At 71.9% G+C, this 21,405-nt stretch carries 22 protein-coding genes; 12 read left to right on the forward strand and 10 right to left on the reverse strand.

All coding sequences use genetic code 11. The annotated features are described in order from the left end of the window. Positions 1-88 precede the first annotated feature (88 nt). Complete coding sequence (locus ABKA17_RS19200) at positions 89-1,387, reverse strand: MFS transporter (RefSeq protein WP_353693311.1); 1,299 nt, start codon at positions 1,385-1,387, stop codon at positions 89-91. Between the two features lie 104 nt (positions 1,388-1,491). Next, entirely contained in the window at positions 1,492-2,106 is a 615-nt protein-coding gene (locus ABKA17_RS19205) for a LysE/ArgO family amino acid transporter (RefSeq protein ID WP_353693312.1), read from the reverse strand. A gap of 69 nt (positions 2,107-2,175) precedes the next feature. On the opposite strand from ABKA17_RS19205, the gene ABKA17_RS19210 reads away from it, so the two are divergent. After that, a complete protein-coding gene (locus ABKA17_RS19210; protein WP_353693313.1) occupies positions 2,176-3,075 on the forward strand; it encodes a LysR family transcriptional regulator ArgP in 900 nt (299 codons plus the stop codon). A 79-nt stretch (positions 3,076-3,154) separates the two neighbouring features. Beyond that, complete coding sequence (locus ABKA17_RS19215; RefSeq protein WP_353693314.1) at positions 3,155-3,517, forward strand: peptidase inhibitor family I36 protein; 363 nt, start codon at positions 3,155-3,157, stop codon at positions 3,515-3,517. On the opposite strand, the gene ABKA17_RS19220 is transcribed toward ABKA17_RS19215, so the two are convergent. After that, the gene (locus ABKA17_RS19220) at positions 3,495-4,217 is read right to left on the reverse strand and encodes a TetR/AcrR family transcriptional regulator (protein WP_353693315.1); all 723 of its coding nucleotides are present in this window, start codon (positions 4,215-4,217) and stop codon (positions 3,495-3,497) included. The two genes, ABKA17_RS19215 and ABKA17_RS19220, sit on opposite strands and share 23 nt — an antisense overlap. A 120-nt stretch (positions 4,218-4,337) precedes the next feature. Here ABKA17_RS19220 and ABKA17_RS19225 point away from each other — a divergent pair, with 120 nt between their 5' ends. Both ABKA17_RS19225 and ABKA17_RS19230 read left to right on the forward strand, forming a co-directional pair. Continuing rightward, positions 4,338-5,558 (forward strand): saccharopine dehydrogenase family protein, encoded by a 1,221-nt coding sequence (locus ABKA17_RS19225; protein WP_353693316.1) that lies wholly within the window; start codon positions 4,338-4,340, stop codon positions 5,556-5,558. A gap of 108 nt (positions 5,559-5,666) precedes the next feature. Next, positions 5,667-5,921 carry a WhiB family transcriptional regulator gene (locus tag ABKA17_RS19230; RefSeq protein ID WP_353693317.1) on the forward strand — a complete coding sequence of 85 codons (255 nt, stop codon included), beginning with the start codon at positions 5,667-5,669 and terminating at the stop codon, positions 5,919-5,921. On the opposite strand, the gene ABKA17_RS19235 is transcribed toward ABKA17_RS19230, so the two are convergent. Genes ABKA17_RS19235 through ABKA17_RS19250 form a run of 4 tightly spaced genes read right to left on the reverse strand, consistent with a single transcriptional unit; the run spans position 5,877 to position 10,555 of the window. After that, on the reverse strand, positions 5,877-7,682 hold the full coding sequence (locus ABKA17_RS19235) for a sensor histidine kinase (RefSeq protein ID WP_353693318.1): 1,806 nt from the start codon (positions 7,680-7,682) through the stop codon (positions 5,877-5,879). The two genes, ABKA17_RS19230 and ABKA17_RS19235, sit on opposite strands and share 45 nt — an antisense overlap. Beyond that, positions 7,679-8,359, reverse strand: a complete 681-nt coding sequence (locus tag ABKA17_RS19240) for a response regulator (RefSeq protein ID WP_353693319.1) — start codon at positions 8,357-8,359, stop codon at positions 7,679-7,681. The genes ABKA17_RS19235 and ABKA17_RS19240 overlap by 4 nt, the downstream gene beginning before the upstream one ends. A 19-nt stretch (positions 8,360-8,378) precedes the next feature. After that, on the reverse strand, positions 8,379-9,128 hold the full coding sequence (locus ABKA17_RS19245; RefSeq protein WP_353693320.1) for a L,D-transpeptidase family protein: 750 nt from the start codon (positions 9,126-9,128) through the stop codon (positions 8,379-8,381). A 41-nt stretch (positions 9,129-9,169) separates the two neighbouring features. After that, positions 9,170-10,555, reverse strand: coding sequence for a M1 family metallopeptidase (locus tag ABKA17_RS19250; protein ID WP_353693321.1), 1,386 nt, complete (start codon positions 10,553-10,555; stop codon positions 9,170-9,172). A gap of 137 nt (positions 10,556-10,692) precedes the next feature. Between ABKA17_RS19250 and ABKA17_RS19255 the strand changes: the two genes are divergently transcribed. Then, on the forward strand, positions 10,693-11,040 hold the full coding sequence (locus tag ABKA17_RS19255; protein ID WP_353693322.1) for a DUF488 domain-containing protein: 348 nt from the start codon (positions 10,693-10,695) through the stop codon (positions 11,038-11,040). A gap of 238 nt (positions 11,041-11,278) precedes the next feature. Here ABKA17_RS19255 and ABKA17_RS19260 read toward each other — a convergent pair whose 3' ends face one another. Both ABKA17_RS19260 and ABKA17_RS19265 read right to left on the reverse strand, forming a co-directional pair. Beyond that, positions 11,279-12,949: an FAD-binding dehydrogenase gene (locus ABKA17_RS19260; RefSeq protein WP_353693323.1), complete on the reverse strand. Its 1,671-nt coding sequence runs from the start codon at positions 12,947-12,949 to the stop codon at positions 11,279-11,281. 16 nt (positions 12,950-12,965) lie between these two features. Further along, a complete protein-coding gene (locus ABKA17_RS19265) occupies positions 12,966-13,592 on the reverse strand; it encodes a TetR/AcrR family transcriptional regulator (protein WP_353693324.1) in 627 nt (208 codons plus the stop codon). A gap of 106 nt (positions 13,593-13,698) precedes the next feature. Between ABKA17_RS19265 and ABKA17_RS19270 the strand changes: the two genes are divergently transcribed. The 3 genes from ABKA17_RS19270 to ABKA17_RS19280 all read left to right on the forward strand — a co-directional run bounded on the left by ABKA17_RS19270 (position 13,699) and on the right by ABKA17_RS19280 (position 16,505). Beyond that, positions 13,699-14,325: an alpha-ketoglutarate-dependent dioxygenase AlkB gene (locus tag ABKA17_RS19270; protein ID WP_353693325.1), complete on the forward strand. Its 627-nt coding sequence runs from the start codon at positions 13,699-13,701 to the stop codon at positions 14,323-14,325. A gap of 156 nt (positions 14,326-14,481) precedes the next feature. Beyond that, positions 14,482-15,228, forward strand: coding sequence for an MBL fold metallo-hydrolase (locus tag ABKA17_RS19275; RefSeq protein ID WP_353693326.1), 747 nt, complete (start codon positions 14,482-14,484; stop codon positions 15,226-15,228). Positions 15,229-15,269: 41 nt separating this feature from the next. After that, the gene (locus ABKA17_RS19280) at positions 15,270-16,505 is read left to right on the forward strand and encodes a DUF4032 domain-containing protein (RefSeq protein WP_353693327.1); all 1,236 of its coding nucleotides are present in this window, start codon (positions 15,270-15,272) and stop codon (positions 16,503-16,505) included. Position 16,506: 1 nt separating this feature from the next. On the opposite strand, the gene ABKA17_RS19285 is transcribed toward ABKA17_RS19280, so the two are convergent. Further along, a complete protein-coding gene (locus tag ABKA17_RS19285; protein ID WP_353693328.1) occupies positions 16,507-17,379 on the reverse strand; it encodes a universal stress protein in 873 nt (290 codons plus the stop codon). A 70-nt stretch (positions 17,380-17,449) separates the two neighbouring features. Here ABKA17_RS19285 and ABKA17_RS19290 point away from each other — a divergent pair, with 70 nt between their 5' ends. From ABKA17_RS19290 to ABKA17_RS19305, 4 genes are all read left to right on the forward strand, one after another. After that, positions 17,450-17,809 carry a VOC family protein gene (locus ABKA17_RS19290; protein WP_353693329.1) on the forward strand — a complete coding sequence of 120 codons (360 nt, stop codon included), beginning with the start codon at positions 17,450-17,452 and terminating at the stop codon, positions 17,807-17,809. Between the two features lie 93 nt (positions 17,810-17,902). Beyond that, positions 17,903-19,579: an NAD(P)/FAD-dependent oxidoreductase gene (locus tag ABKA17_RS19295; RefSeq protein ID WP_353693330.1), complete on the forward strand. Its 1,677-nt coding sequence runs from the start codon at positions 17,903-17,905 to the stop codon at positions 19,577-19,579. Continuing rightward, the gene (locus ABKA17_RS19300) at positions 19,576-21,033 is read left to right on the forward strand and encodes an ATP-binding protein (protein WP_353693331.1); all 1,458 of its coding nucleotides are present in this window, start codon (positions 19,576-19,578) and stop codon (positions 21,031-21,033) included. Before ABKA17_RS19295 ends, ABKA17_RS19300 begins: the two co-directional genes overlap by 4 nt. Beyond that, the gene (locus ABKA17_RS19305; protein WP_353693332.1) at positions 21,030-21,383 is read left to right on the forward strand and encodes a UBP-type zinc finger domain-containing protein; all 354 of its coding nucleotides are present in this window, start codon (positions 21,030-21,032) and stop codon (positions 21,381-21,383) included. The genes ABKA17_RS19300 and ABKA17_RS19305 overlap by 4 nt, the downstream gene beginning before the upstream one ends. Positions 21,384-21,405 lie beyond the last annotated feature (22 nt).

A 21,405-nucleotide genomic window follows, 5' to 3' on the forward strand; every position in this document is an offset into this window, starting at 1 on the left:
CGCCGCGCGGGCGCGACCAGCCACGGCGGCGCCGCAGCCGAACGACGACCCGTCCGGCCACCGCACGCCGGGCGGAGCGCTCGGCGGGTCAGATCCGGTAGCGGCGCAGCGCGGGCACGGTGGCGGCCAGGCCCAGCATGACGATGACGACGAGGAGGCCGCCGCCCGCGACGGCCGTACGCGGGCCGAAGGCCGAGCCGGCGGTGCCGTGCAGGACGTCGGCCAGGCGCGGGCCGCCGGCGACGACCACCGTGAAGACGCCCTGCATACGGCCGCGCATCTCGTCGGTGGCCGCGGACAGCAGGATCGCCCCGCGGAAGACCATGGAGACCATGTCGGCCACCCCCGCCAGGGCGAGGAAGGCCACCGCGAGCCAGAGGCTGTCGCTCAGCCCGAAGCCGGTGATGGCGACGCCCCAGACGACGACCGCGCCGATGACCATCCAGCCGTGCCGGCGGGCCCGGGAGAACGTGCCGGAGAACAGCCCGCCGAGCACCGCGCCGATCGGGATCGCCGCGAACAGCAGCCCGAGGGCCAGGCCTTCGCCGTACGGCGCGTAGGTCTGGGAGGCCAGCTGCGGGAACAGGGCGCGGGGCATGCCGAGGACCATGGCGACGATGTCGGCGAGCATCGACAGCAGCAGCACCTTGTGCAGGGCGATGTAACGGAACCCGGCTGCGATCTCACGCACCCCGGCGCGACGCTTGGCCTGGGTCGCGAGCGGGGGCAGGGCGGGCAGCCGGTAGACCGCCCACACCGTGACGCACAGCGCCAGGGCGTCGATGAGGTACAGCTCCGGCAGGCCGATGACGGGGATCAGGGCGCCGGCCAGGAGCGGGCCGACCACCTGGCCGGTCTGCATGACGGTCGAGCCGAGGGCGTTGGCCGCGGTCAGCTCCTCCGCGGGCACCAGCCGGGCGATGGAGGCGTTGCGGGCCGGGGCGTTCAGGCCCCAGAACGCCTGCTGCACGGCGAGCAGGACCATCAGCACGGCCACGGACTCGAGGCCCGTCGCGGCCTGTATCCAGAACAGCAGCGAGGTGACGGCGATGCCGGTGTTGGTGATGAACAGCAGCTTGCGGCGGTCCATGGTGTCGGCGATGGCGCCGCCCCACAGCGCGAACACCATGAGCGGCAGCAGCCCGGCGAGGCTCGCGTAGCCGACCCAGGCCGAGGAGCCGGTGATGTCGTAGATCTGCTTGGGCACTGCGACCGCGGTGAGCTGGCTGCCGACGGCCGTGACGATGGTCGAGCTCCACAGCCGCCGGTAGGCGGGCCGGCGCAGCGGGCGGGTGTCCATGGCGAACCGGCGCCAGCCGCGCCGGGCCGGTTGCCCCGGGTCCGGGTCCGGAGTGTGCTGTTCGGTGCTGCTCTCGCTCGTGCCCACGGCCGTCCTGGTTGGTCGCTACATCTTTCGGAACCGGGGCTCACTATGGCAGTTCCGTCCGAGCATGCGGGACCCGCGATCTCAGCTTGCGGACAGGGCGAGGCTCAGGCGCCGGCGATGAGCATGCCGCCCATGGCGATCATCGTCGCCGCGACCAGTGCGTCCAGGACCCGCCAGGCCGTGGGCCGGGCCAGGAAGCGACCGAGCAGCCGGGCGCCGAAACCCAGGGCCGCGAACCAGCACAGGCTGGCGAGGACCGCGCCCAGCCCGAAGGTCCAGCGCAGCTCACCGCGGTCGGAGGCGACCGAGCCGAGCAGGAACACCGTGTCGAGGTAGACGTGCGGGTTGAGCCAGGTCAGCGCCAGACAGGTCAGCACGGCCCGCTTGCGGGACCCCGCCGCCTCGCCCTCCGTGAGCAGGGCGCCGGCCGGCCGGAACACCCGGCGGGCGGCGAGGGCGCCGTAGCAGAGCAGGAAGATGCCGCCGATCCAGCCGACCGCGGTCACCGCCTGCGGCCACGCCACCACCAGGGCGCCCAGTCCGCCGACGCCGAGCGCGATGAGGGCCGCGTCCGAGAGGGCGCAGATGCCGACGACGGCGAGGACGGAGTCGCGGCGGATCCCCTGGCGCAGCACGAAGGCGTTCTGGGCGCCGATGGCGACGATGAGCGAGAGGCCGGTGCCGAATCCGGCGGCAGCGGCGGCGAGCGATGCGGTCATGTCGCCGACGCTAGGCGGGTGGCGATCTGGAGTACAGCTAAAGATTCTTACGTATCATTAGCTCTCGTGATGTCAGAGCTTCCCCTCGACCAGGTACGGACCCTGCTGGCCGTGGTCGACGAGGGCACCTTCGACGCGGCCGCCGCCGCCCTGCATCTGACGCCGTCGGCGGTCAGCCAGCGCGTCAAGGCCCTGGAGCAGCGCACCGGCCGGGTCCTGCTGGTGCGCACCAAGCCGGTGCGGCCGACCGAGTCGGGCGAGGTGATCGTGCGGTTCGCCCGGCAGTTGGCGCGGCTGGAGCGGGACGCGCGGGCGGAGCTCGGGATGAGCGCGGCCGGGGAGGCGACGCGGGTGTCGGTCGCGGTCAACGCCGACTCGCTGGCGACCTGGTTCCTCCCGGCGCTCACCCGCGTGCCCGCCGAGGTCCCGCTCACCTTCGAACTGCACCGCGAGGACGAGGAGCACACGGCGACGCTGCTGCGGGAGGGCCTGGTGATGGCGGCCGTGACGTCCTCCCCCGACGCCGTGTCGGGCTGCTCCGTGCGGCTGCTGGGCCGGATGCGGTACTTCGCCGTGGCGAGCCCGGAGTTCGTCGACCGGTACCTGGGAGACGCTCCCCTGCGGGAGGCCCTCGCCGAGGCGCCCACGGTGGCCTTCGACCGGCGCGACTCCTACCAGGACCGCTTCGCCCGGAGCCTGCGCCGCGGCCGGGGCGGCGCGAGCCCGGCCCGCCACTACGTCCCCACCTCGGAGGGCTTCGTGGCCGCTGTCGCCCTGGGCCTGGGCTGGGGCATGGTCCCCGACGTCCAGGCCGGACCCCTGCTGGAGACGGGCCGCCTGGTCCATCTCGCGCCCGACCACCCGATGGACGCCCCCCTGTACTGGCAGCAGTGGAAACTGGACTCGCCCGCGCTGGCGTCCGTGGCCGAGGCGGTGGCCGCCGCGGCGGCGGAGGCACTCGGCGGCTAGCCGTCAACCTCGTACCTCCGAGGTGCCGCGGGGCGCGACACCGGAGCCAGGGTGGTGACCCCAACGGGAGGAGACCACCATGCTCACCAGGACCAAAGCGGGACTCGCCGCGCTCTTGACCGTGCCGGCGCTGATGATCGGCTTCGCCGGGCAGGCGCAGGCGGACGGCTACTGCGGGGCCGGCCGTGTCTGCATGTGGGAGGACGGCAACTTCGAGGGCAGCCGGTATGTGGACGTCGTCGCGGGCGGCCCGTACGACATCGACAGCTGGGACGGCGACAACGAGATCAGCAGCATCGACAACGCCTCCGACGACTACATCGTGATGTACGACAACGACGACCTCACCGGCTTCCTCGGCTGCGTCCAGCCGCACCAGCGGATCGCCGAGCTGTGGCGCAACGACGAGATGGAGAGCTTCATCGCCCGGAGCTTCTGCTGAGCAGGGCGGTCAGCTGGGCCTCGGCGCTGTCCAGCAGCATCTCCAGCGCGGTCGGATAGGCGCTGTCCACCATGCGCGCCGCCAGCAGCGGAGCCGCCTCGGCGATCCGGGGGTGGGTGGCGCGGGGCAGGCGGGCGTACGTCGAACGCCACATGTCCTCGTCGGCGTGGAGCGCGGCGCTCGGCAGCGCCAGGGAGGCGGCGTCGAGGGCGGCGAAGGCCAGGGTCTGGTCGATGAAGGCGTGGTAGACGCGCACCGTGTCCGGCAGCGGGAACCCGGCGGTGCGCAGCACGTCCAGGACCGCCTCGTCGGCGGCGAGTTCGTTGGGCCGCCCGGTGACCCGGTTCGTGGTCAGCAGGGCGGCCTGCGGATGGGCGAGGTACGCGGCGTGGATGCGCAGCCCGACGGCGCGCAGGTCCGCCCGCCACTCCCCCGTCGGCTCCCAGCCCCGCAGCGCCTGCCCGATGAGCGCGTCGCCGATGGCGAGGGTCAGCTCGTCCATGCCGCGGAAGTAGCGGTAGAGCGTGCTCGGGTCGGCGTCCAGGGCGAGGCCGAGGCGACGGGCGGTCAGCCCGGTGCTGCCGTGCTCGCGCAGCATCCGCAGCGCGGTCTCGACGATGAGCGCCTCGGACAGCACGGTGCCGCTCTTGGTGGGCCGGCGCCGGCGCCGCTTCTCCTCGGGTACGACCGCTTTCGGCATACCGCTCCTCCGCCCGCCCGCCTTATGCCAACGCCATTGACCTTAACCGAGCGGGCGGCGTTGTATCTCCGTCAGGGGCCCCACCGATGTCTTGGACCTTCGACCGACGGAGTGCTTGTCATGCGTGTAGTGCTCGTGGGAGCCGGTGGCGTGGGCACCGCCATCACCCGGATCGCGGCCCGGCGGCCGTTCTTCGAGGCGATGGTGGTCGCGGACTACGACCTGACCCGCGCCGAAGCCGCCGTAGCGGCCCTCGGTGCCGAGGAGACCCGCTTCCGGGCCGCGCGTGTCGACGCGAGCGACGAGGCGGCCGTGGCCGCGCTGCTGGAGCGGCACGCGTGCGACGTGCTCCTCAACGCGACCGACCCGCGCTTCGTGATGCCGCTGTTCCGCGCGGCGCGGACCGCCGAGGCCACCTATGTCGACATGGCGATGTCCCTGTCGCGGCCGCACCCCGAGCGCCCCCACGACGAGTGCGGGGTCAAGCTCGGCGACGCCCAGTTCGAGGAGTCCGTCGACTGGGAGAAGGCGGGCAGGCTGGCGCTGGTCGGCATGGGCGTGGAGCCGGGTCTGTCGGACGTCTTCGCCCGGTACGCGGCCGACGAACTCTTCGACGAGATCGAGGAGATCGGCATCCGCGACGGCGCGAACCTCACCGTCGACGGCTACGACTTCGCCCCCTCCTTCAGCATCTGGACCACCATCGAGGAGTGTCTGAACCCGCCGGTGGTCTACGAGGCCGAGCGCGGCTGGTTCACCACCGAGCCGTTCAGCGAGCCCGAGGTGTTCGACTTCCCCGAGGGCATCGGTCCCGTCGAGTGCGTGAACGTCGAGCACGAGGAGGTGCTCCTCGTCCCGCGCTGGATCGACGCGAAGCGCGTCACCTTCAAGTACGGCCTGGGCGACGAGTTCATCCAGACGCTCAAGACACTCAATCTGCTGGGCCTGGACCACACGGAGCCGGTCACCGTGCCGGGCCCCGACGGCCCGGTGCGGGTCTCGCCCCGGGACGTGGTCGCCGCCTGTCTGCCCGACCCGGCCGCCCTCGGCGAGCGGATGCACGGCAAGACCTGCGCGGGCACGTGGGTGAAGGGCGTCAAGGACGGGGCGCCGCGCGAGGTGTACCTGTACCACGTGGTCGACAACCAGTGGTCCATGGCGGAGTACGGCTCCCAGGCCGTGGTGTGGCAGACCGCGATCAACCCGGTCGTCGCCCTCGAACTCCTCGCCTCCGGCGCCTGGTCGGGGTCGGGCGTCCTCGGCCCGGAGGCCTTCCCCGCCGGTCCCTTCCTGGATCTGCTGACCGCGTACGGCTCGCCGTGGGGGCTGCGCGAGCAGTGAAATCGAGTTTTCCGGAACTCCGTTGTTTCACTCGCGCATCGACAGGTGACCCGAAAGCGAGTAAGCCATCCGCGAGGGCACGGACGACTTCGAGCGCAGGTGACATCAATGGACAACTGGCGAACCCATGCCGCATGCCGCCACGAGGACCCCGACCTCTTCTTCCCGATCGGGAACACCGGCCCGGCACTGGGGCAGACGGAGCAGGCCAAGGCGATCTGCCACCGCTGCCCGGTCCGGGAGCGATGCCTGGAGTGGGCCATGGACACCGGGCAGGCGATCGGCGTCTGGGGCGGTACCAGCGAGGCCGAGCGACGTTCACTGCAGCGGCGCCGGGCCCGGGCCGGGCGCAGCTCCGGATAGGCCCGGCACCCGCAGGGTGAAGACACTTCCCACCCCCGCCTCGCTCGCCGCCCGGGCCGTGCCACCGTGCGCGGCGACGAGGTGGCGGACGATCGGCAGACCGAGCCCGCTGCCGCCGGTACGGCGGCTGCGGGACTTCTCGGCCCGCCAGAACCGGTCGAACACATGCGGCAGATCCTCGGCCGCGATCCCGCTGCCGGTGTCGGCGACCTCGAGGACGACCTCGTCGCCGTCGGACCGCGCGGACAGGGTGACCGTGCCGTCGGCGGGCGTGTGCCGCAGCGCGTTGGAGACAAGGTTGCCCAGCGCCTGCCGCATCCGCACCAGGTCGGCGTCCAGCCACGGCTCACCGTCGGTCTCGGTGCGCAGGGCCACGCCCGCCGTGTCGGCCGCCACCCGGTACGCCGCGGCGACCTGACCGATCAGCTCGTCGACGTGGACCGGCTCGCGGTGCACCCGCAGCGTGCCCGCGTCCGCGGCGGCGAGGTCCTGGAGGTCGTCGATGACCCGCTGGAGCACGAGGGCCTCCTCGTGCAGGGAGCCGAGCAGCGCGGGGTCCGCTTCGACGACACCGTCCTTGGTGACCTCCAGCCAGCCTCGGATATTGGTGAGCGGGCTGCGCAGTTCGTGGGCGATGTCGCTGACCATGGCCTTGCGCTGCGCCTCCAGGCGTTCCCGGCGTTCGGTGAGGTCGTTGAAGGCCGCGGCGAGGATCCCGGTCTCGTCCCGCGTCGTCACCGGCACACGCACATGCAGCTCCGGCGGCTGCTGGGCGGCCGCGGTCAGCGCCCGCAGCGGCCGGACCAGCCGGGTGGCGACGACGGCGGTCACGGCGACGGTGACGGCGAGCACGAGCCCGGCGACACCGATGACCTTGGCCTTGTTGGCGGGGGACATGTCGAAGCGCACGGCGGTCTGTTGGTCCCCGCCGCCCAGGAACAGCTCGGCGGTCGGGGCCACGTAGGGGTCGAGCTGGGTGCGGCGGGCGGCGTCGACGCAGGCCTGGGCCTGGCGCGCCCCCTCGGCCTCCGCGTCGCTGCCGAACTTGGCCGTCTTGTACCGGTCGGTGGCGAGGAAGGGCACGTCGTAGTGCAGGTCGTGCCGGGCGAAGCAGCCCCGGGCCAGCTCGACGAGCTCGGCGTGGGCCGACTTCTCGGTCGCGGTCGGGGTGTTGAGCCTGCCGTCCGCGCACGGGTAGGGCGCGTCCTCCTCGCTGAGGACCGGGCGGCCGCTGGGTGTCTCGACGATGTCGGCGTCGACGCCGTTGCGGGCGAAGCAGTTCTGGCGGACGAGCGCCAGCTTGCCCAGCCGGGCGCGTTCCTCGGCCGTCAGCCGGTACGGCCCCACCACCCGCGGGTCCATGCCGCTGCGCTGCGCCCCGCGGTCGGTGTAGGTGTCGGTGCGCAGGGGGTCGACGGCGGCCGCGGCCCGCGGCGGCAGGGAGGTGCCCGCCGGCGCGGAGTCGACGATGGGCACTCGGTCGGTCGTGGTGAGCGCGATCCGCCGGCCGGTCTTCTCGGACAGTTCCCGTACGGTCCCGGCGACGCCCTTCCAGTCGGGGTGCGTCGCGGCGTATCCGCTGAGCCGCGCCAGGACGTCCATGTCCTCGGCGAGCACCTGCCCCTGTTCCTCCCGCAGCGCGCGAGTGGTGGTCTCCACCGCCAGCCAGGCCGTCGCCGCCACCGAGCACACCGCGATCAGCACCGAGGCGATGAGCAGCCGGACCGTCAGCCGCTTGCGCAGGGGTATGCGGCCGCTCATCCGCGGCCGCCGCTCAGCTTGTAGCCGACACCGAACACGGTCAGCAGCCGCACCGGTTTACGCGGGTCGGCCTCGGTCTTGCGCCGCAGGTTCATGATGTGGACGTCGACGGCCCGCTCGGTGGACGCCCGGTCGATGCCGCGGGTGCACTCCAGCAACTGCCGCCGGGTGAACACCCGCTCGGGTTCGGCGGCCATGGCGAGGAGGATCGCGAACTCGGCGGGTGTGCACTCCACTTGCTCACCGTCGCACCGCACCTCGTGCCGTACCGGGTCGACCTGGAGCCCGGCGGCACGCACGACGGCCGCGGTGTGCCCACTGCGGCGCAGGACCGTACGGATGCGGGCCATCAGCTCGCGGGGGCTGTAGGGCTTGGTCATGTAGTCGTCGGCGCCCATGTCCAGACCGAGCAGCACGTCGTCCTCGGTGGAGCGGGCGGTCAGCATGAGCACCGGGGTGTCGCCCGCGCGCCGCAGCGCCCGGCACACGCCCAGCCCGTCGACCACGGGCAGCATCAGGTCCAGCACGACCAGGTCGGGTCTCAGCCGCCGTACCGCGTCGAGGGCGGCGCCGCCGTCGTGGACCACGGTGGCGGTGTGGCCCTCCGCCAGCAGGGAGCGGCGTATGAGTTCGGCCTGCATCTCGTCGTCCTCGGCGACCAGCACATGTGCGCACACCTGGCGGATCCTAAGCCGCTCAGCGGGCCAGCGAGTCGGCGTCGCCCATGACGACGACCGGGCGGCGGGCCGGGTCCAGCGCCCGCAGGAGCTCCTTCATGTGCTCCTCGGCGAGGCTGACACAGCCGTGGGTGGGCCCGCCGTGGTCGACGTGCAGCCATATCCCGCCGCCGCGGCCCGCGCCGAGCGGCCGCGTCCAGTCGAGGGGTGAAGTGCCGGGCCTGCGGTTGTAGTTGATGGCGATGACGTAGTCGAAGGAGCCCGCCAGGGGTTCGCCCTCGAAGCCGGTGCCGGTCGCGGTGAAGCCGCTGCCGTGGTCGTACGGCAGGCGGGTACCGGGGTCGCCGAGCCGTCCGCCGGCGTCGGTGAGGCCGAACACGCCGACGGGTGAGCGCAGATCGCCGGCGTGGTGGTCGCCGGTCCAGCCGCGCAGCGCGTTGTGCGCGGGCCAGGTCTCCCCGGCCTCCCAGCCCGCGTCGGTGCGCTCGTACAGGACGACGCTCGACCGGGAGGAGTCCTTGCCGCGGCCGGTCACCACGACGGCCTGACGGGCGTCGTCCGGCACCTGTGCCCAGGTCTTGGGCCCCAGGCCGGGCAGTTGCTGCGGGGCGAGGTCCAGCGAGACCGTGGGCGCGGGCTGGACCGTCGTGGCGGCCGGCGGGCGCTCGGAGGACGGTGGCCGCTCGGAGACCGCCGCCGCTCCTCCCCCGCACCCGGTGAGTACGAGGGAGGCGGCGAGCAGCGCGCCTTGGGGTCTGCGTGTGATCATGCGTCGACCTTCGCCGACAGTTGTTTGGAACTCGTCAGGTTCTAGGGGGTGGTCGGCTTGCCCTGTCCGTACACCCACTTCTGGAACAGGCCGTCCAGGTCCTTCCCGGACTCCCGCTCCGCGAGCCGCACGAACTGCGCGGTCGTCCCGTGTCCGGCACGGTGCTCGGTGGCCCAGGCCCGCAGGATCCGGAAGAACGTCCGGTCCCCGACGGCCTTGCGCAGCTGGTGCAGGGCCATCGCGCCCCGGGCGTAGACGGGCGTGCCGAAGATGTTCGCGCCGCTGCCCGGATCGCCGGGCGGGAACTCCCACAGGCCGTCGCTCGCGGGGAGGGCGTACAGGTCGTCGAAGGTCTTCTGCGCGCTGTCGCCGCCGTGCTGTTCGGCGTAGAGCCACTCGGTGTAGGTGGCGAAGCCCTCGTTGAGCCAGATGTCCTTCCAGGAGGTCAGGGTGACGGAGTCGCCGAACCACTGGTGGGCGCTCTCGTGGACGAGGGTGCTCAGGTCGGGGGCCGCGTCGTACACCGGTCGGGTCTGTGTCTCCAGGGCATACCCGACGTTCGGGGCCCGGTCGACGATGGAACCGGCGGCGCGGAACGGGTAGGGCCCGAAGAGCTTGCTCTCCCACTCCAGGACCGACGGCAGCTTCTTCAGGACGGGCGCGGCGGCGCCGGCCTCGCGCGGGTCGACGGCGTTGTAGACCTGGATGCCGTCACGGGTGGTGTACCGCTCCACCTTGAACTTCCCGACCGTCGCCGTGGCCAGGTAGGCGGCCATGGGTTCGGACTGGCGCCAGCGGAACGTGGTCTGCCCGTGGTGGGTGCTCTGCCCGCGGAGGACGCCGTTGGCGACCGCGGTGCGTCCCTCAGGCACGGTGATCGTGAAGTCGTAGGACGCCTTGTCCTTGGGGTGGTTGTTCGCCGGGAACCAGGTCATCGCGCCCTGCGGTTCGCCGGCGACGAAGGCGCCGTCGTCGGTGGGGATCCAGCCGTCGAGCGAGCCGTCCGGGTCGGTGACCGGGGCGGGATTCCCGCTGTAGGTGACGGCGACGCGGAACCACTGCCCCTCGTGCAGGGTCGTGCGCGGGGTGACGACGAGTTCCTGTCCGTCGCGGCTGAAGCCGGCCTTCTTCCGGTCGACGGTCAGGCCGGTGACCTTGAGCCCGCTCAGGTCGAGATCGAAGCGGCTGAGCCGTTGGGTGGCGCGGGCGTAGAGGACGGCCTTGCCCTCGAGACGGCGGCTGTCCGGGTCGTAGCGGAGGGTCAGGTCGTAGTGCCCGACGTGGTAGCCGCCGTTCCCGGCGAGCGGGAAGTACGGGTCGCCTGCCCCCGGCGAGCCCGCCGACGGGGGCGCGGCGGCGCCCAGCAGCGCCACGAGGGCGACGGGGACGGTGGCGAGGACGAAGGTGCGTCTGACGGACTGTGACACATGCGCTCCTACGGTGGGGGCCGGAGACGGCTTCACATTAGGGGTGACATCCGCGGAACTCGCCCTCCATCAGGTCAAGAAGCCCCGCGCCGCGCAGTACGCTCCCGGCACCCCGCCCCCACCGGAGAGGAACCACCGTGAGCGTTCGCCTGCGCCGCGTCTACGAGCCGCCCGAGCCGGAGGACGGTGTCCGTGTGCTCGTCGACCGGCTGTGGCCGCGCGGGTTGTCGAGGGAGGCGGCCCGGATCGACGCGTGGCCCAGGGCCCTGACCCCCTCGAACGAGCTGCGCAAGTGGTATCACGCGGGTGAGGGCTCGTACGAGGAGTTCGCGCGCCGTTACGAGGCGGAGCTGGCCGCACCCGAGGCGGCCGAACTCCTCGAGCGTGTCCGGGAGTCGGCCGCCGAGGGCGACGTGACGCTGCTGACGGCCGTGAAGGTTCCCGAGGAGAGCCACGCGGCCGTCCTGGCCCGTCTGCTGACCTAGGGCCTGTCCGGCGGATCATGCCGCGGACGCGGGGCTTGGCACGCACTCCCCCAGAGGGGGCACCCCCAGCCGCGTTGTCGTCGGTTGCCGACTCCCCCACGCTCGGCTTCGCTCGCGCGGGGGGACCCCCATCGCGTCGCCGCCCTCCTCCGCCTTGCAGCTGCACGCACCAAGCCCCGCTCACCGGCGCCGAAGAAGGCGCCGCAGCTACCCCGCAGCCTGATCCGCCGGACAGGCCCTAGATCTGCCGTGCCGCCGCCCGGCCCGCCGCCCGCCCCGAGAACAGGCAGCCGCCGAGGAAGGTACCCTCCAGGGCGTTGTAGCCGTGCACACCGCCGCCGCCGAAGCCGGCGACCTCACCGGCCGCGTACAGGCCGCCGATGGGCTCGCCGTCGGCACCCAGGGCGCGGGAGTCCAGGTCGGTCTGGATGCCGCCGAGGGTCTTGCGGGTCAGGACGTGCAGCTTGACGCCGATCAGCGGTCCGGCCGCCGGGTCGAGGATGGGGTGCGGGGTGGCGACCCGGCCGAGCTTGTCGCCGATGTAGCGGCGGGCGTTGCGGATGCCCTGGATCTGGGCGTCCTTGCTGTAGGGGTTGGCGAGCTGGAGGTCGCGGGCCTCGATCTGGCGGCGTACCTCGGCCGCGTCGAGGAGCGGCTTGTCGGTCAGCGCGTTCATCTTCTCGACGAGTTCCTCAAGGCCCGGCGCGGTCACGAAGTCCGCCCCCTTGTGCAGGAACGCGTCGACCGGGCCCGGGGCGCCCTTGCCGAGTACGCGCGTCTTGAGGAACCCGATGCGGTCCTTGGCGGTGATGTCGGGGTTCTGCTCGGAGCCCGACAGCGCGAACTCCTTCTCGATGATCTTCTGGGTGAGGATGAACCAGGAGTGGTCGTGGCCGGCGATGTCCTCGGTGGTGCGCAGGTGCTTGAGGGTGCCGAGGGTGTCGTAGCCGGGCAGGCACGGGTCGGGCAGCCGGCGGCCCAGGGCGTCGAACCACATGGAGGACGGGCCGGGCAGGATGCGGATGCCGTGGCCGGGCCAGATCGGGTCCCAGTTCCGGATGCCCTCGGTGTAGTGCCACATGCGGTCGCGGTTGACCAGGCGCACGCCCGCCGCCGCGCTGATGTCGAGCATGCGTCCGTCGACGTAGGCGGGGACGCCGGTGACCATCTCGGCCGGCGGGGTGCCGAGGCGTTCGGGCCAGAAGCGGCGGACGATCTCGTGGTTGGCGCCGATGCCGCCGGTGGTGACGACGACGGCCTGGGCGGTCAGTTCGAAGTCGCCGACGCGGTCGCGGTTGGACTTCACGCCCCGGGCCGAGTTGTCCTCGGCGAGGACGGTGCCGCGCACGCCCTTCGCCTGGCCGTCCTCGATGACGAGCTCGTCGACCTGGTGGCGGTAGTAGAAGGTGAGCAGCCCGTCGCGGGCAGCCTGCTTGGCGTAGTTCACGAAGGGCTCGACGACGCCCGTGCCGGTGCCCCAGGAGATGTGGAAGCGGGGCACGGAGTTGCCGTGCCCGTGGGCCCGCAGATCGCCGCGCTCGGCCCAGCCGACGGTGGGCAGGAACTTGATGCCGTGCCCCTCCAGCCAGGACCGCTTCTCCCCCGCCGCGAACTCGACATAGGCGCGCGCCCAGCGCACCGCCCAGGAGTCCTCGTCGTCCTCGCGGTCGAATCCGGCGCTGCCCTGCCAGTCGTTCCAGGCCAGGTCGAAGGAGTCCTTGATGCCGAGGCGCCGCTGTTCCGGCGAGTCGACGAGGAAGAGCCCGCCGAAGGACCAGAACGCCTGGCCGCCGAGGTTGGCGGCGTTCTCCTGGTCGACCAGCGCGACCCGCCTGCCCCGGCTGGTCAGTTCGTGCGCGGCGACCAGGCCCGCGAGCCCCGCTCCGACGACGATGACGTCGGCATCCATGGCGACCGTCCCTTCCTCATACGTGTGTCCCACTGCCGTCGGTCAGCAGCGCGGTGAGCAGTTGCTTCAGCCAGCCCCGGGCCCGCTCCAGGTCCCGGTCGAGCAGCAGTTGGGTGGTGACACCGTCGTACGCGGCGACCACGGCATGGGCGGCACCGTCGAGGTCGCGGAGCACGGCGGGCAGTTCGGTGTGCCCCCGCGCGCGGGCCAGCCGTTCGGAGATCGCCCCGCGCAGTCGCGCCCGGTGCTCCAGCAGGGTCTCGGCGACGGCCGGTTCCCGGGCGGCGTACACGAGGAAGTCCGTCTTCACCAGCAGCCAGTCCCGGTCCAGGAGCAGCACCTCGGTGACACGGTCGACGGCGGCCGGCACGTCGAGGTCGGGTCCGTCGAGGGCCAGCGCTCCGGAGACCTGGTCGGCGATCAGGTCGGCGCGCTGCCGGTAGAGGGCGAAGAAGAGCTCGTCGAGGCTGTCGAAGTTCGAGTAGAAGGCGCCCCTGCTGTAGCCGGCGGCCTCGCAGACCTCCTCGATGGAGACCCGTCCGAAGCCCTTGGCGGCGAAGACGGCGAAGGCGGCGTCCAGGAGGTTGGCGCGCGTGCGGACGCGGCGTCTGGTCACACGCTTGGTCGTGCTCTCCGCTGCCATGTCCGGCCCTCCGTTCGATACGGGAATGTATCCGATACAGCGATGTATCGAAAGAGCCGGTTTTCGATATAGGAACAGGTTTTCGAATAAGGAGTACGCTGGTCCCATGACCACGCACCTCCAGGCCTCGCTCTTCGACCAGACCGACGACCTGCGGCTCGGCCCCCTCGACGGCATCCGCCGGACCGGGCTGGGCCACGGTGCCTGGATCGACGTACTGCCCGGCTGGCTCGGCGGCTCGGACGCACTGTTCGAACAACTCGCGTCCGAGGTCCCCTGGCGGGCCGAGCGCCGCACGATGTACGACCACGTCGTCGACGTACCGCGCCTGCTCGCCCACTACGGCGCGGACGACGCCCTGCCGCACCCGGTCCTGACCGAGGCGCGCGCGGCGCTCAGCGCGCACTACGCCGACGAACTGGGCGAGCCGTTCGCCACGGCCGGCCTGTGCTACTACCGCGACGGCCGCGACAGCGTCGCCTGGCACGGTGACCGCATCGGCCGCGGCGCCCGCGAGGACACGATGGTGGCCATCCTCTCCGTCGGCGCACCCCGCGATCTGCTGCTGCGACCGGTGCGCGGCGGCGACAGCGTCCGCCGCCCGCAGGGCCACGGCGACCTGATCGTGATGGGCGGCTCCTGCCAGCGGACCTGGGAGCACTCGGTACCGAAGACCACGCGCGCGACGGGACCGCGCATCAGCGTGCAGTTCCGCCCGCACGGCGTGCACTGAGGCGGAGAGGCGGCCGCTTCGGTCACGCACGGGGGGCTGCCTCCGGCGGACGGCGCCGGAGGCAGCCCTTCCACCGACCGGACCCGCCGCCTCCGCCGTCCTGTCGGTCTGCTTTGCTGTGCCTGTCGAGCAGGCACCTCATCACACGGGACGATCATGCAGACGGATGTGCAGCAAGTCGCCGACGGCATCTACCTGGTGCACGGCAGCAACACCAACTGGGTGATCCTCACCGAGGGGGACGCCGTCACCCTGGTCGACACCGGCTACCCCGGCGACCGCGAGCAGGTGCTCGCCTCCCTTGCCCAGGTGGGCAGTTCGCCCGAGGCGGTCACGGCGGTGCTGATCACGCACGCCCACAACGACCACCTGGGTTCCGCCGAGTACCTGCGCAGCACGTACGGCACGCCCGTCCATCTCCACGAGGCCGAACTGGCGCACGCCCGCCGGGAGTTCCTGCACCAGGTGACCGTCGCGGACGTCGTGAGGAACGGCTGGCGGCCGGGCGTCGTGCCGTGGGCGCTGCACGCGATCCGCTCCGGCGGCAAGCTGCACGTCCCGGTCACCGCACCCGAGCCCTTCCCCTCGACGGGCCCGCTCGACCTGCCCGGCCGGCCGGTCCCCGTGCACACGCCGGGCCACACCGACGGCCACGCCGCCTTCCACCTCCCGGACGCCGGTGTACTGATCTCCGGCGACGCCCTGGTGAGCGCCCACCCGACCTCGCGGATCCAGGGGCCCCAGCTGCTGCCCGACATGTTCCACCACGAGCGCGCCCGTGCCGTGGCCTCGCTGGACGTCCTCGCCGCTCTGGAGGGCGACCTGATGCTCCCGGGCCACGGTCCGGCGCACCGCGGTCCACTCCGTGAAGCGGCACTTCAGGCCAGGGAGCGCGCCCTCTAAGGTGAGGTGACGATCACCCGCGAGGCGAGGACGAACGGCCCATGGCACTGCAGATCAGCGCGACGAACCCGGAGCACCCCGCGCTCCTGCTGGAGCTGCCGTGGGACGTCCCCCTGGAGGAGTGGCCGGAGGAGGTCCTGGTTCCGCTGCCGCGCGGTATATCGCGGCACGTCGTGCGGTACGCCCGCGCCGGCGACGAGGTGATCGCCGTCAAGGAGCTCGCCGAGCGGCCCGCGCTGAACGAGTACGACATGCTCCGGGACCTCGACCGGCTGGCCATCCCCTCCGTCGACCCGCTGGCCGTGGTCACCGGCCGCACCGACCAGAACGGCGAACCGCTGGAGTCGGTCCTGGTCACCCGCCACCTGACCGGCTCCATGCCGTACCGGTCGATGTTCGAGACGACCATGCGCCCCGCCACCATGCACCGCCTCATGGACGCACTGGCCGTCCTGCTGGTCCGGCTGCACCTGGCCGGGTTCGCCTGGGGCGACTGCTCGCTGTCCAACACGCTCTTTCGCCGGGACGCGGGCGCCTACGCCGCCTACCTCGTCGACGCCGAGACCGGCGACCTGCACCCGCAGCTCAGCAACGGTCAGCGCGAGTACGACCTCGACCTCGCCCGCGTGAACATCAGCGGTGAGCTCCTCGACCTGGAGGCCTCCGGGGCGCTGCACCCCTCCGTCGACCCGATCGAGTTCGGCATGGAGATCTGCGCCCGCTACCGCGGCCTGTGGGACGAGCTGACCCGCACCTCGGTGTACCCGGCGGGCAAGTACCACTACATCGAGCGCCGGATCCGCCGGCTCAACGAACTCGGCTTCGACGTGGCCGAGATGCAGATCGAGCACGCGGCCAACGGCGACACCGTCACCTTCGTGCCCAAGGTCGTCGACGCCGGCCACCACCAGCGCCAGCTGCTGCGCCTGACCGGCCTGGACACCGAGGAGAACCAGGCCCGGCGGCTGCTGAACGACCTGGAGAGCTGGATGGCCACCCAGGACGACTACGCCCCGGGCGACCCCCTCGGCGCCCGCCCCGAGGTCCTCGCCCACCGCTGGGTACGTGACGTCTTCCGGCCGACCGTGCGTGCGGTGCCCCTCGAAGTGCGCGGGTCGATGGACCCGGCCGAGATCTACCACGAGCTGCTCGAACACCGCTGGTACCTGTCGGAGCGGGCGCAGCACGACATCGGCCTGGACACGGCGGTCGAGGACTACCTCAAGAACGTCCTCCCCAAGGCGCGCGAGACGCTCCAGCCCACCGTCACGGAGTGACTCAGGCGGGCGGGACCACCGCCACCGGGCAGCCCGCGTGATGCAGGACGCCATGGGCGACGGAGCCGATGCGGGCGCCCACGGCGGTGCGGTGGGCGCGCCGCCCGACGACCATCAGCTGGGCTCGGGCCGCCACGGACAGCAGCACCTGCCCGGCGCTGCCCATCTCGACGTGCTCGACCACCGGGACGTCGGGGAAGCGTTCTCGCAAGGGTTCCAGCGCCGCGCCGAGCGCCTGCTTCTCGCGTGGCTCAAGGCCGCCGGCCTCGTCGAGGAGCTTCAGCGAACCGGGGCTGTAGGCGAACACCGGGGGCAGCGTCCAGGCCCGTACGGCACGGATCGTCGCCCCGCGCAGCGCGGCGGTCTCGAACGCGAACCGCAGGGCCGCCTCGCTGTCCTCCGGCTCGCCCTGCTGACCGACGACGATCTCCCGCCCGGCGGCCTCCGCGGACGGCTCGTCCCCGGCGCGGACGAGCACGACGGGCCGCTCGGCCTCCACGATCACCTGCTGTCCGACGGAACCGAGCAGGAACCCGACGACCCGGCCGTGCCCGCGCGAGCCCAAAACCAGCATCTCGGCGTCCGCCGCCGCCTCGACCAGCAGGTCGACGGCGCCGCCCTCCCGGACGTCGGTGCTCACGTCCAGACCGGGGTGCCGCCGCGTCACGGTCCGGGCGGCCTCGGCCACCGTCTCCCGCACCCACCCGGCCTGGGCGTCCGGGGTGACCACCTCGACGGCGTCGTACGTCTGGAACCGCCAGGCCTGCACCAGCCGCAATCCCAGTCCCCTGCGGACCGCCTCCCGGGCCGCCCAGACCAGTGCGGCGATGCTCTCCTCCGACCCGTCGAACCCCGTGGTGATCGGGCGCGTCATAGAGCTGTCTCCCTGTGTCGTGGTCACGTCCATCGGAACAAGTCTCCCCAGTCTTCACTACGCTGCCGACATGAGCCTGGAATGGGAGCAAGTCAACGTCGACGCGGCCGACCCGGTGGCCCTGGGGCGCTGGTGGGCCGAGGCGCTCGGCTGGGTCGTGGTCAACGACTCCCCCGAGGAGTTCGAGATCCAGCCCGAGAAGGACCGTCTGCCGGGCATGATCTTCGCGCCCGTCCCCGAGACCAAGACGATCAAGAACCGGCTCCATCTCGACTTCCGCCCCGACGACCAGGCGGCCGAGGTGGCCCGCCTCCTCGCCCTGGGCGCCCGGCACTGGGACGGCGCCTACGGCGAGTTCCCGTGGGTGACGCTGGTGGATCCCGAGGGCAACGAGTTCTGCGTCCTGGGCGAACGCCGACCCCATAGCTGAGCGAACCGGGACCGTCGAACATACGATGGGCCGAAGCCGACGCGATGCCGGGATCACCGCACCGCACAGCCGAACTCTCGGGGTGGGAGACGCATGGCACAGGCCGCCGAAACAGCGCGGACCGTCATCCTGACCGTGGACGACGACCCGGGAGTCTCCCGTGCCGTCGCCCGGGACCTGCGACGGCGCTACGGCGAGTCGTACCGGATCGTGCGCGCCGAGTCCGGCGAGTCCGCGCTGGAGGCACTGCGCGAGCTGAAGCTCCGCGGCGACCTGGTGGCCGTGATCCTGGCCGACTACCGGATGCCGCAGATGAACGGCATCGAGTTCCTGGAGCAGGCCCTCGACGTCTATCCGGGCGCCCGCCGGGTCCTGCTGACGGCGTACGCGGACACCAACGCGGCGATCGACGCGATCAACGTCGTCGACCTCGACCACTACCTCCTCAAGCCGTGGGACCCGCCCGAGGAAAAGCTCTATCCCGTCCTGGACGACCTCCTTCAGGCCTGGCGGTGCAGCGACTTCCGGCCGGTGCCCAGCACCAAGGTGGTCGGACACCGCTGGTCGGCGCGCTCCTCGGAGGTGCGGGAGTTCCTGGCCCGCAACCAGGTGCCCTACCGCTGGTACTCGGCGGACGAGCCCGAGGGGCAGCGGCTCCTCGCGGCGGCCGGGCAGGACGGGCAGCGGCTGCCGTTGGTGATCACGCCGGAGGGTGCGCCGCTGGTCGCGCCCGAGGCGCCGGAGCTGGCCGCGCAGGTGGGCCTGGCGACCACGCCGACGGCCGAGTTCTACGACCTGGTGGTCATCGGCGGTGGCCCGGCAGGGCTGGGCGCGGCGGTCTACGGGGCCTCGGAGGGGCTGCGGACCGTGCTCGTGGAGCGGTCGGCGACCGGCGGACAGGCCGGGCAGAGCTCCCGGATCGAGAACTACCTGGGCTTCCCGGACGGCGTCTCGGGGGGCCAGCTCACCGACCGGGCCCGGCGGCAGGCCGCGAAGTTCGGCGCCGAGATCCTCACCGCGCGCGATGTGACGGCACTGGAGATCAACGGAGCCGCCCGGGTCGTACGGTTCTCCGACGGCTCGGCGATCGCCGCGCACAGCGTGATCCTGGCGACCGGCGTGTCGTACCGGCAGTTGGAGGCGCCGGGCTGCATCGATCTGACCGGGTGCGGGGTGTACTACGGCTCGGCGCTCACCGAGGCGGCCTCCTGCCATGGGCACGACATCTACATCGTCGGCGGCGCCAACTCGGCCGGGCAGGCGGCGATGTACCTGTCCAAGGGTGCCAAGTCGGTGACGCTGCTGGTGCGCGGGCCCGACCTGTCCGCGTCGATGTCGCACTATCTGATCCAGCAGATCAACGAGGCGCCCAACATCTCGGTGCGCGCGCGGACCGTCGTCGAGGCCGCCCACGGCTCCGACCACCTGGAGCAGCTCACGCTGCGCGACGTCGACACCGGGCAGACCGAACTCGTCGACGCGCAGTGGATGTTCGTGTTCATCGGCGCGGCCCCGCTCACCGACTGGCTGGACGGCACGGTGCTGCGGGACGACCACGGGTTCATCCTGGCGGGGCCCGACCTCAGCGCCGACGGACGGCCGCCGGCGGACTGGGAGCTGGACCGGCCCCCGTACCACCTGGAGACCAACATCCCCGGCGTGTTCGTGGCGGGCGACGCGCGCGCGGAGTCCGCCAAACGCGTCGCGTCCGCCGTCGGAGAGGGAGCCATGGCCGTGATGCTCGTCCACCGGTATCTGGAGCAGTCATGAGCGGGCAGTTGGTGCCGTGCAGCCCCGAGGAGATCGGGTCGCTGTTCCTGTTCGAGAAGCTGCCCCCGGAGCAGTTGGGGCAGTTGTGCGCCGCGGGGCGGGTGGAGAGGTTCGAACCCGGCCCGGTCTACACCGAGGGCGAGCCCGCCACCTGCTTCTACGTGATGATCGAGGGCACGGTGGTGCTCTCGCGCCGGGTCGCCGGCGATGACGTCGAGGTCTCGCGCACCTCCCAACAGGGCGTCTACGCGGGGTCGATGCAGGCGTATCTGGGCGACCGGGTGCCGCAGGTCTACAACAACTCCATGCGGGTCACCGAGCCCACCCGGTTCTTCGTGCTGCCGAGTGAGAAGTTCTCGGGCTTCATGCAGGAGTGGTACCCGTTGGCCGTGCATCTGCTGGAGGGGCTCTTCTTCGGTTCGAAGAGCGCCCAGCGGGCCATCGGGCAACGCGAACGGCTGCTGGCACTCGGCTCGTTGTCCGCGGGACTCACGCACGAGCTGAACAACCCGGCCGCGGCGGCGGTGCGGGCGACGGCGACGCTGCGCGAGCGGGTCGGCAAGATGCGGCACAAGCTCGCCGTCATCGCCCAGGGCAACTACGCCCCCGAGGTCATGGCGAACCTCATCGACATCCAGGAGCGCACGGCCGAACGCGTCGCCAAGGCGCCGACGCTCAGCCCCCTGGAGGCCTCCGACCGCGAGGACGCCCTCACCGACTGGCTCGACGACCACGACATCCAGCAGAGCTGGCGGATCGCGCCCACGTTCGTACAGGCCGGCCTCGACGCCGACTGGCTCGACCAGATCGCGGCGGCCGTCGACGAGTCGATCCTGCCGAACGCGATCGGCTGGCTCAACTACACCGTCGAGACCGAGCTGTTGATGGACGAGATCAACGACTCCACCAACCGCATCTCCCACCTCGTCGACGCCGCCAAGCAGTACTCGCAGCTCGACCGGGCGCCCTTCCAGAACGCCGATGTGCACGAACTCCTCGACAGCACCCTGCTGATGCTGTCCGGGAAGATCGGGCAGCGGATCGCGGTCGTCAAGGACTACGACCGTACGCTGCCGAAGATCCCGGCGTATCCGGCGGAGCTCAACCAGGTATGGACCAACCTGATCGACAACGCGGTCTCCGCGATCAACGGGGCGGGTGGCGAAGGCACGTTGACCGTGCGCACGGCACTCGATCACGAGCGGCTGCTGGTGGAGTTCCGGGACACCGGGCCCGGGGTGCCCAAGGAGATCCGCAACCGTATCTTCGACCCCTTCTTCACCACGAAACCGGTGGGTGAGGGCACAGGGCTCGGCCTCGACATCTCCTGGCGGATCGTGGTGAACAAGCATCACGGTTCCCTCCAGGTCGAGTCGGAGCCCGGTGACACGCGGTTCCAGGTGCTGCTTCCGCTCACCGCCGCCGAGAGTGACACGACCGAGGAGCTGGAATGACCGACATCAGCGGGATCGACACCGACGTGCCGCCGAGCGGGAACGGGTGCGTCGAGTGCGACGCCGCCGGTGGCTGGTGGTTCCACCTGCGGCGGTGCGCCCAGTGCGGGCATGTGGGGTGCTGCGACTCCTCGCCCGCGAAGCACGCCACGGGGCACTTCCGGGAGACCGGGCATCCGCTGGTGCAGAGCTTCGAGCCGGGCGAGGAGTGGTACTGGAACTTCGGGACGCAGGAGATGTTCGAGTCCGGGCCCGCCCTCGCGGCGCCCGACAGTCATCCCGCGGATCAGCCGGCGCCCGGGCCGCAGGGGCGGGTTCCGGCGGACTGGGCCAAGACGCTGCGAGCGTAATGCCTCGGAGGCCGGGTCGGTC

Source organism: Streptomyces sp. RG80, from assembly GCF_040446465.1.
Lineage (GTDB): Bacteria > Actinomycetota > Actinomycetes > Streptomycetales > Streptomycetaceae > Streptomyces.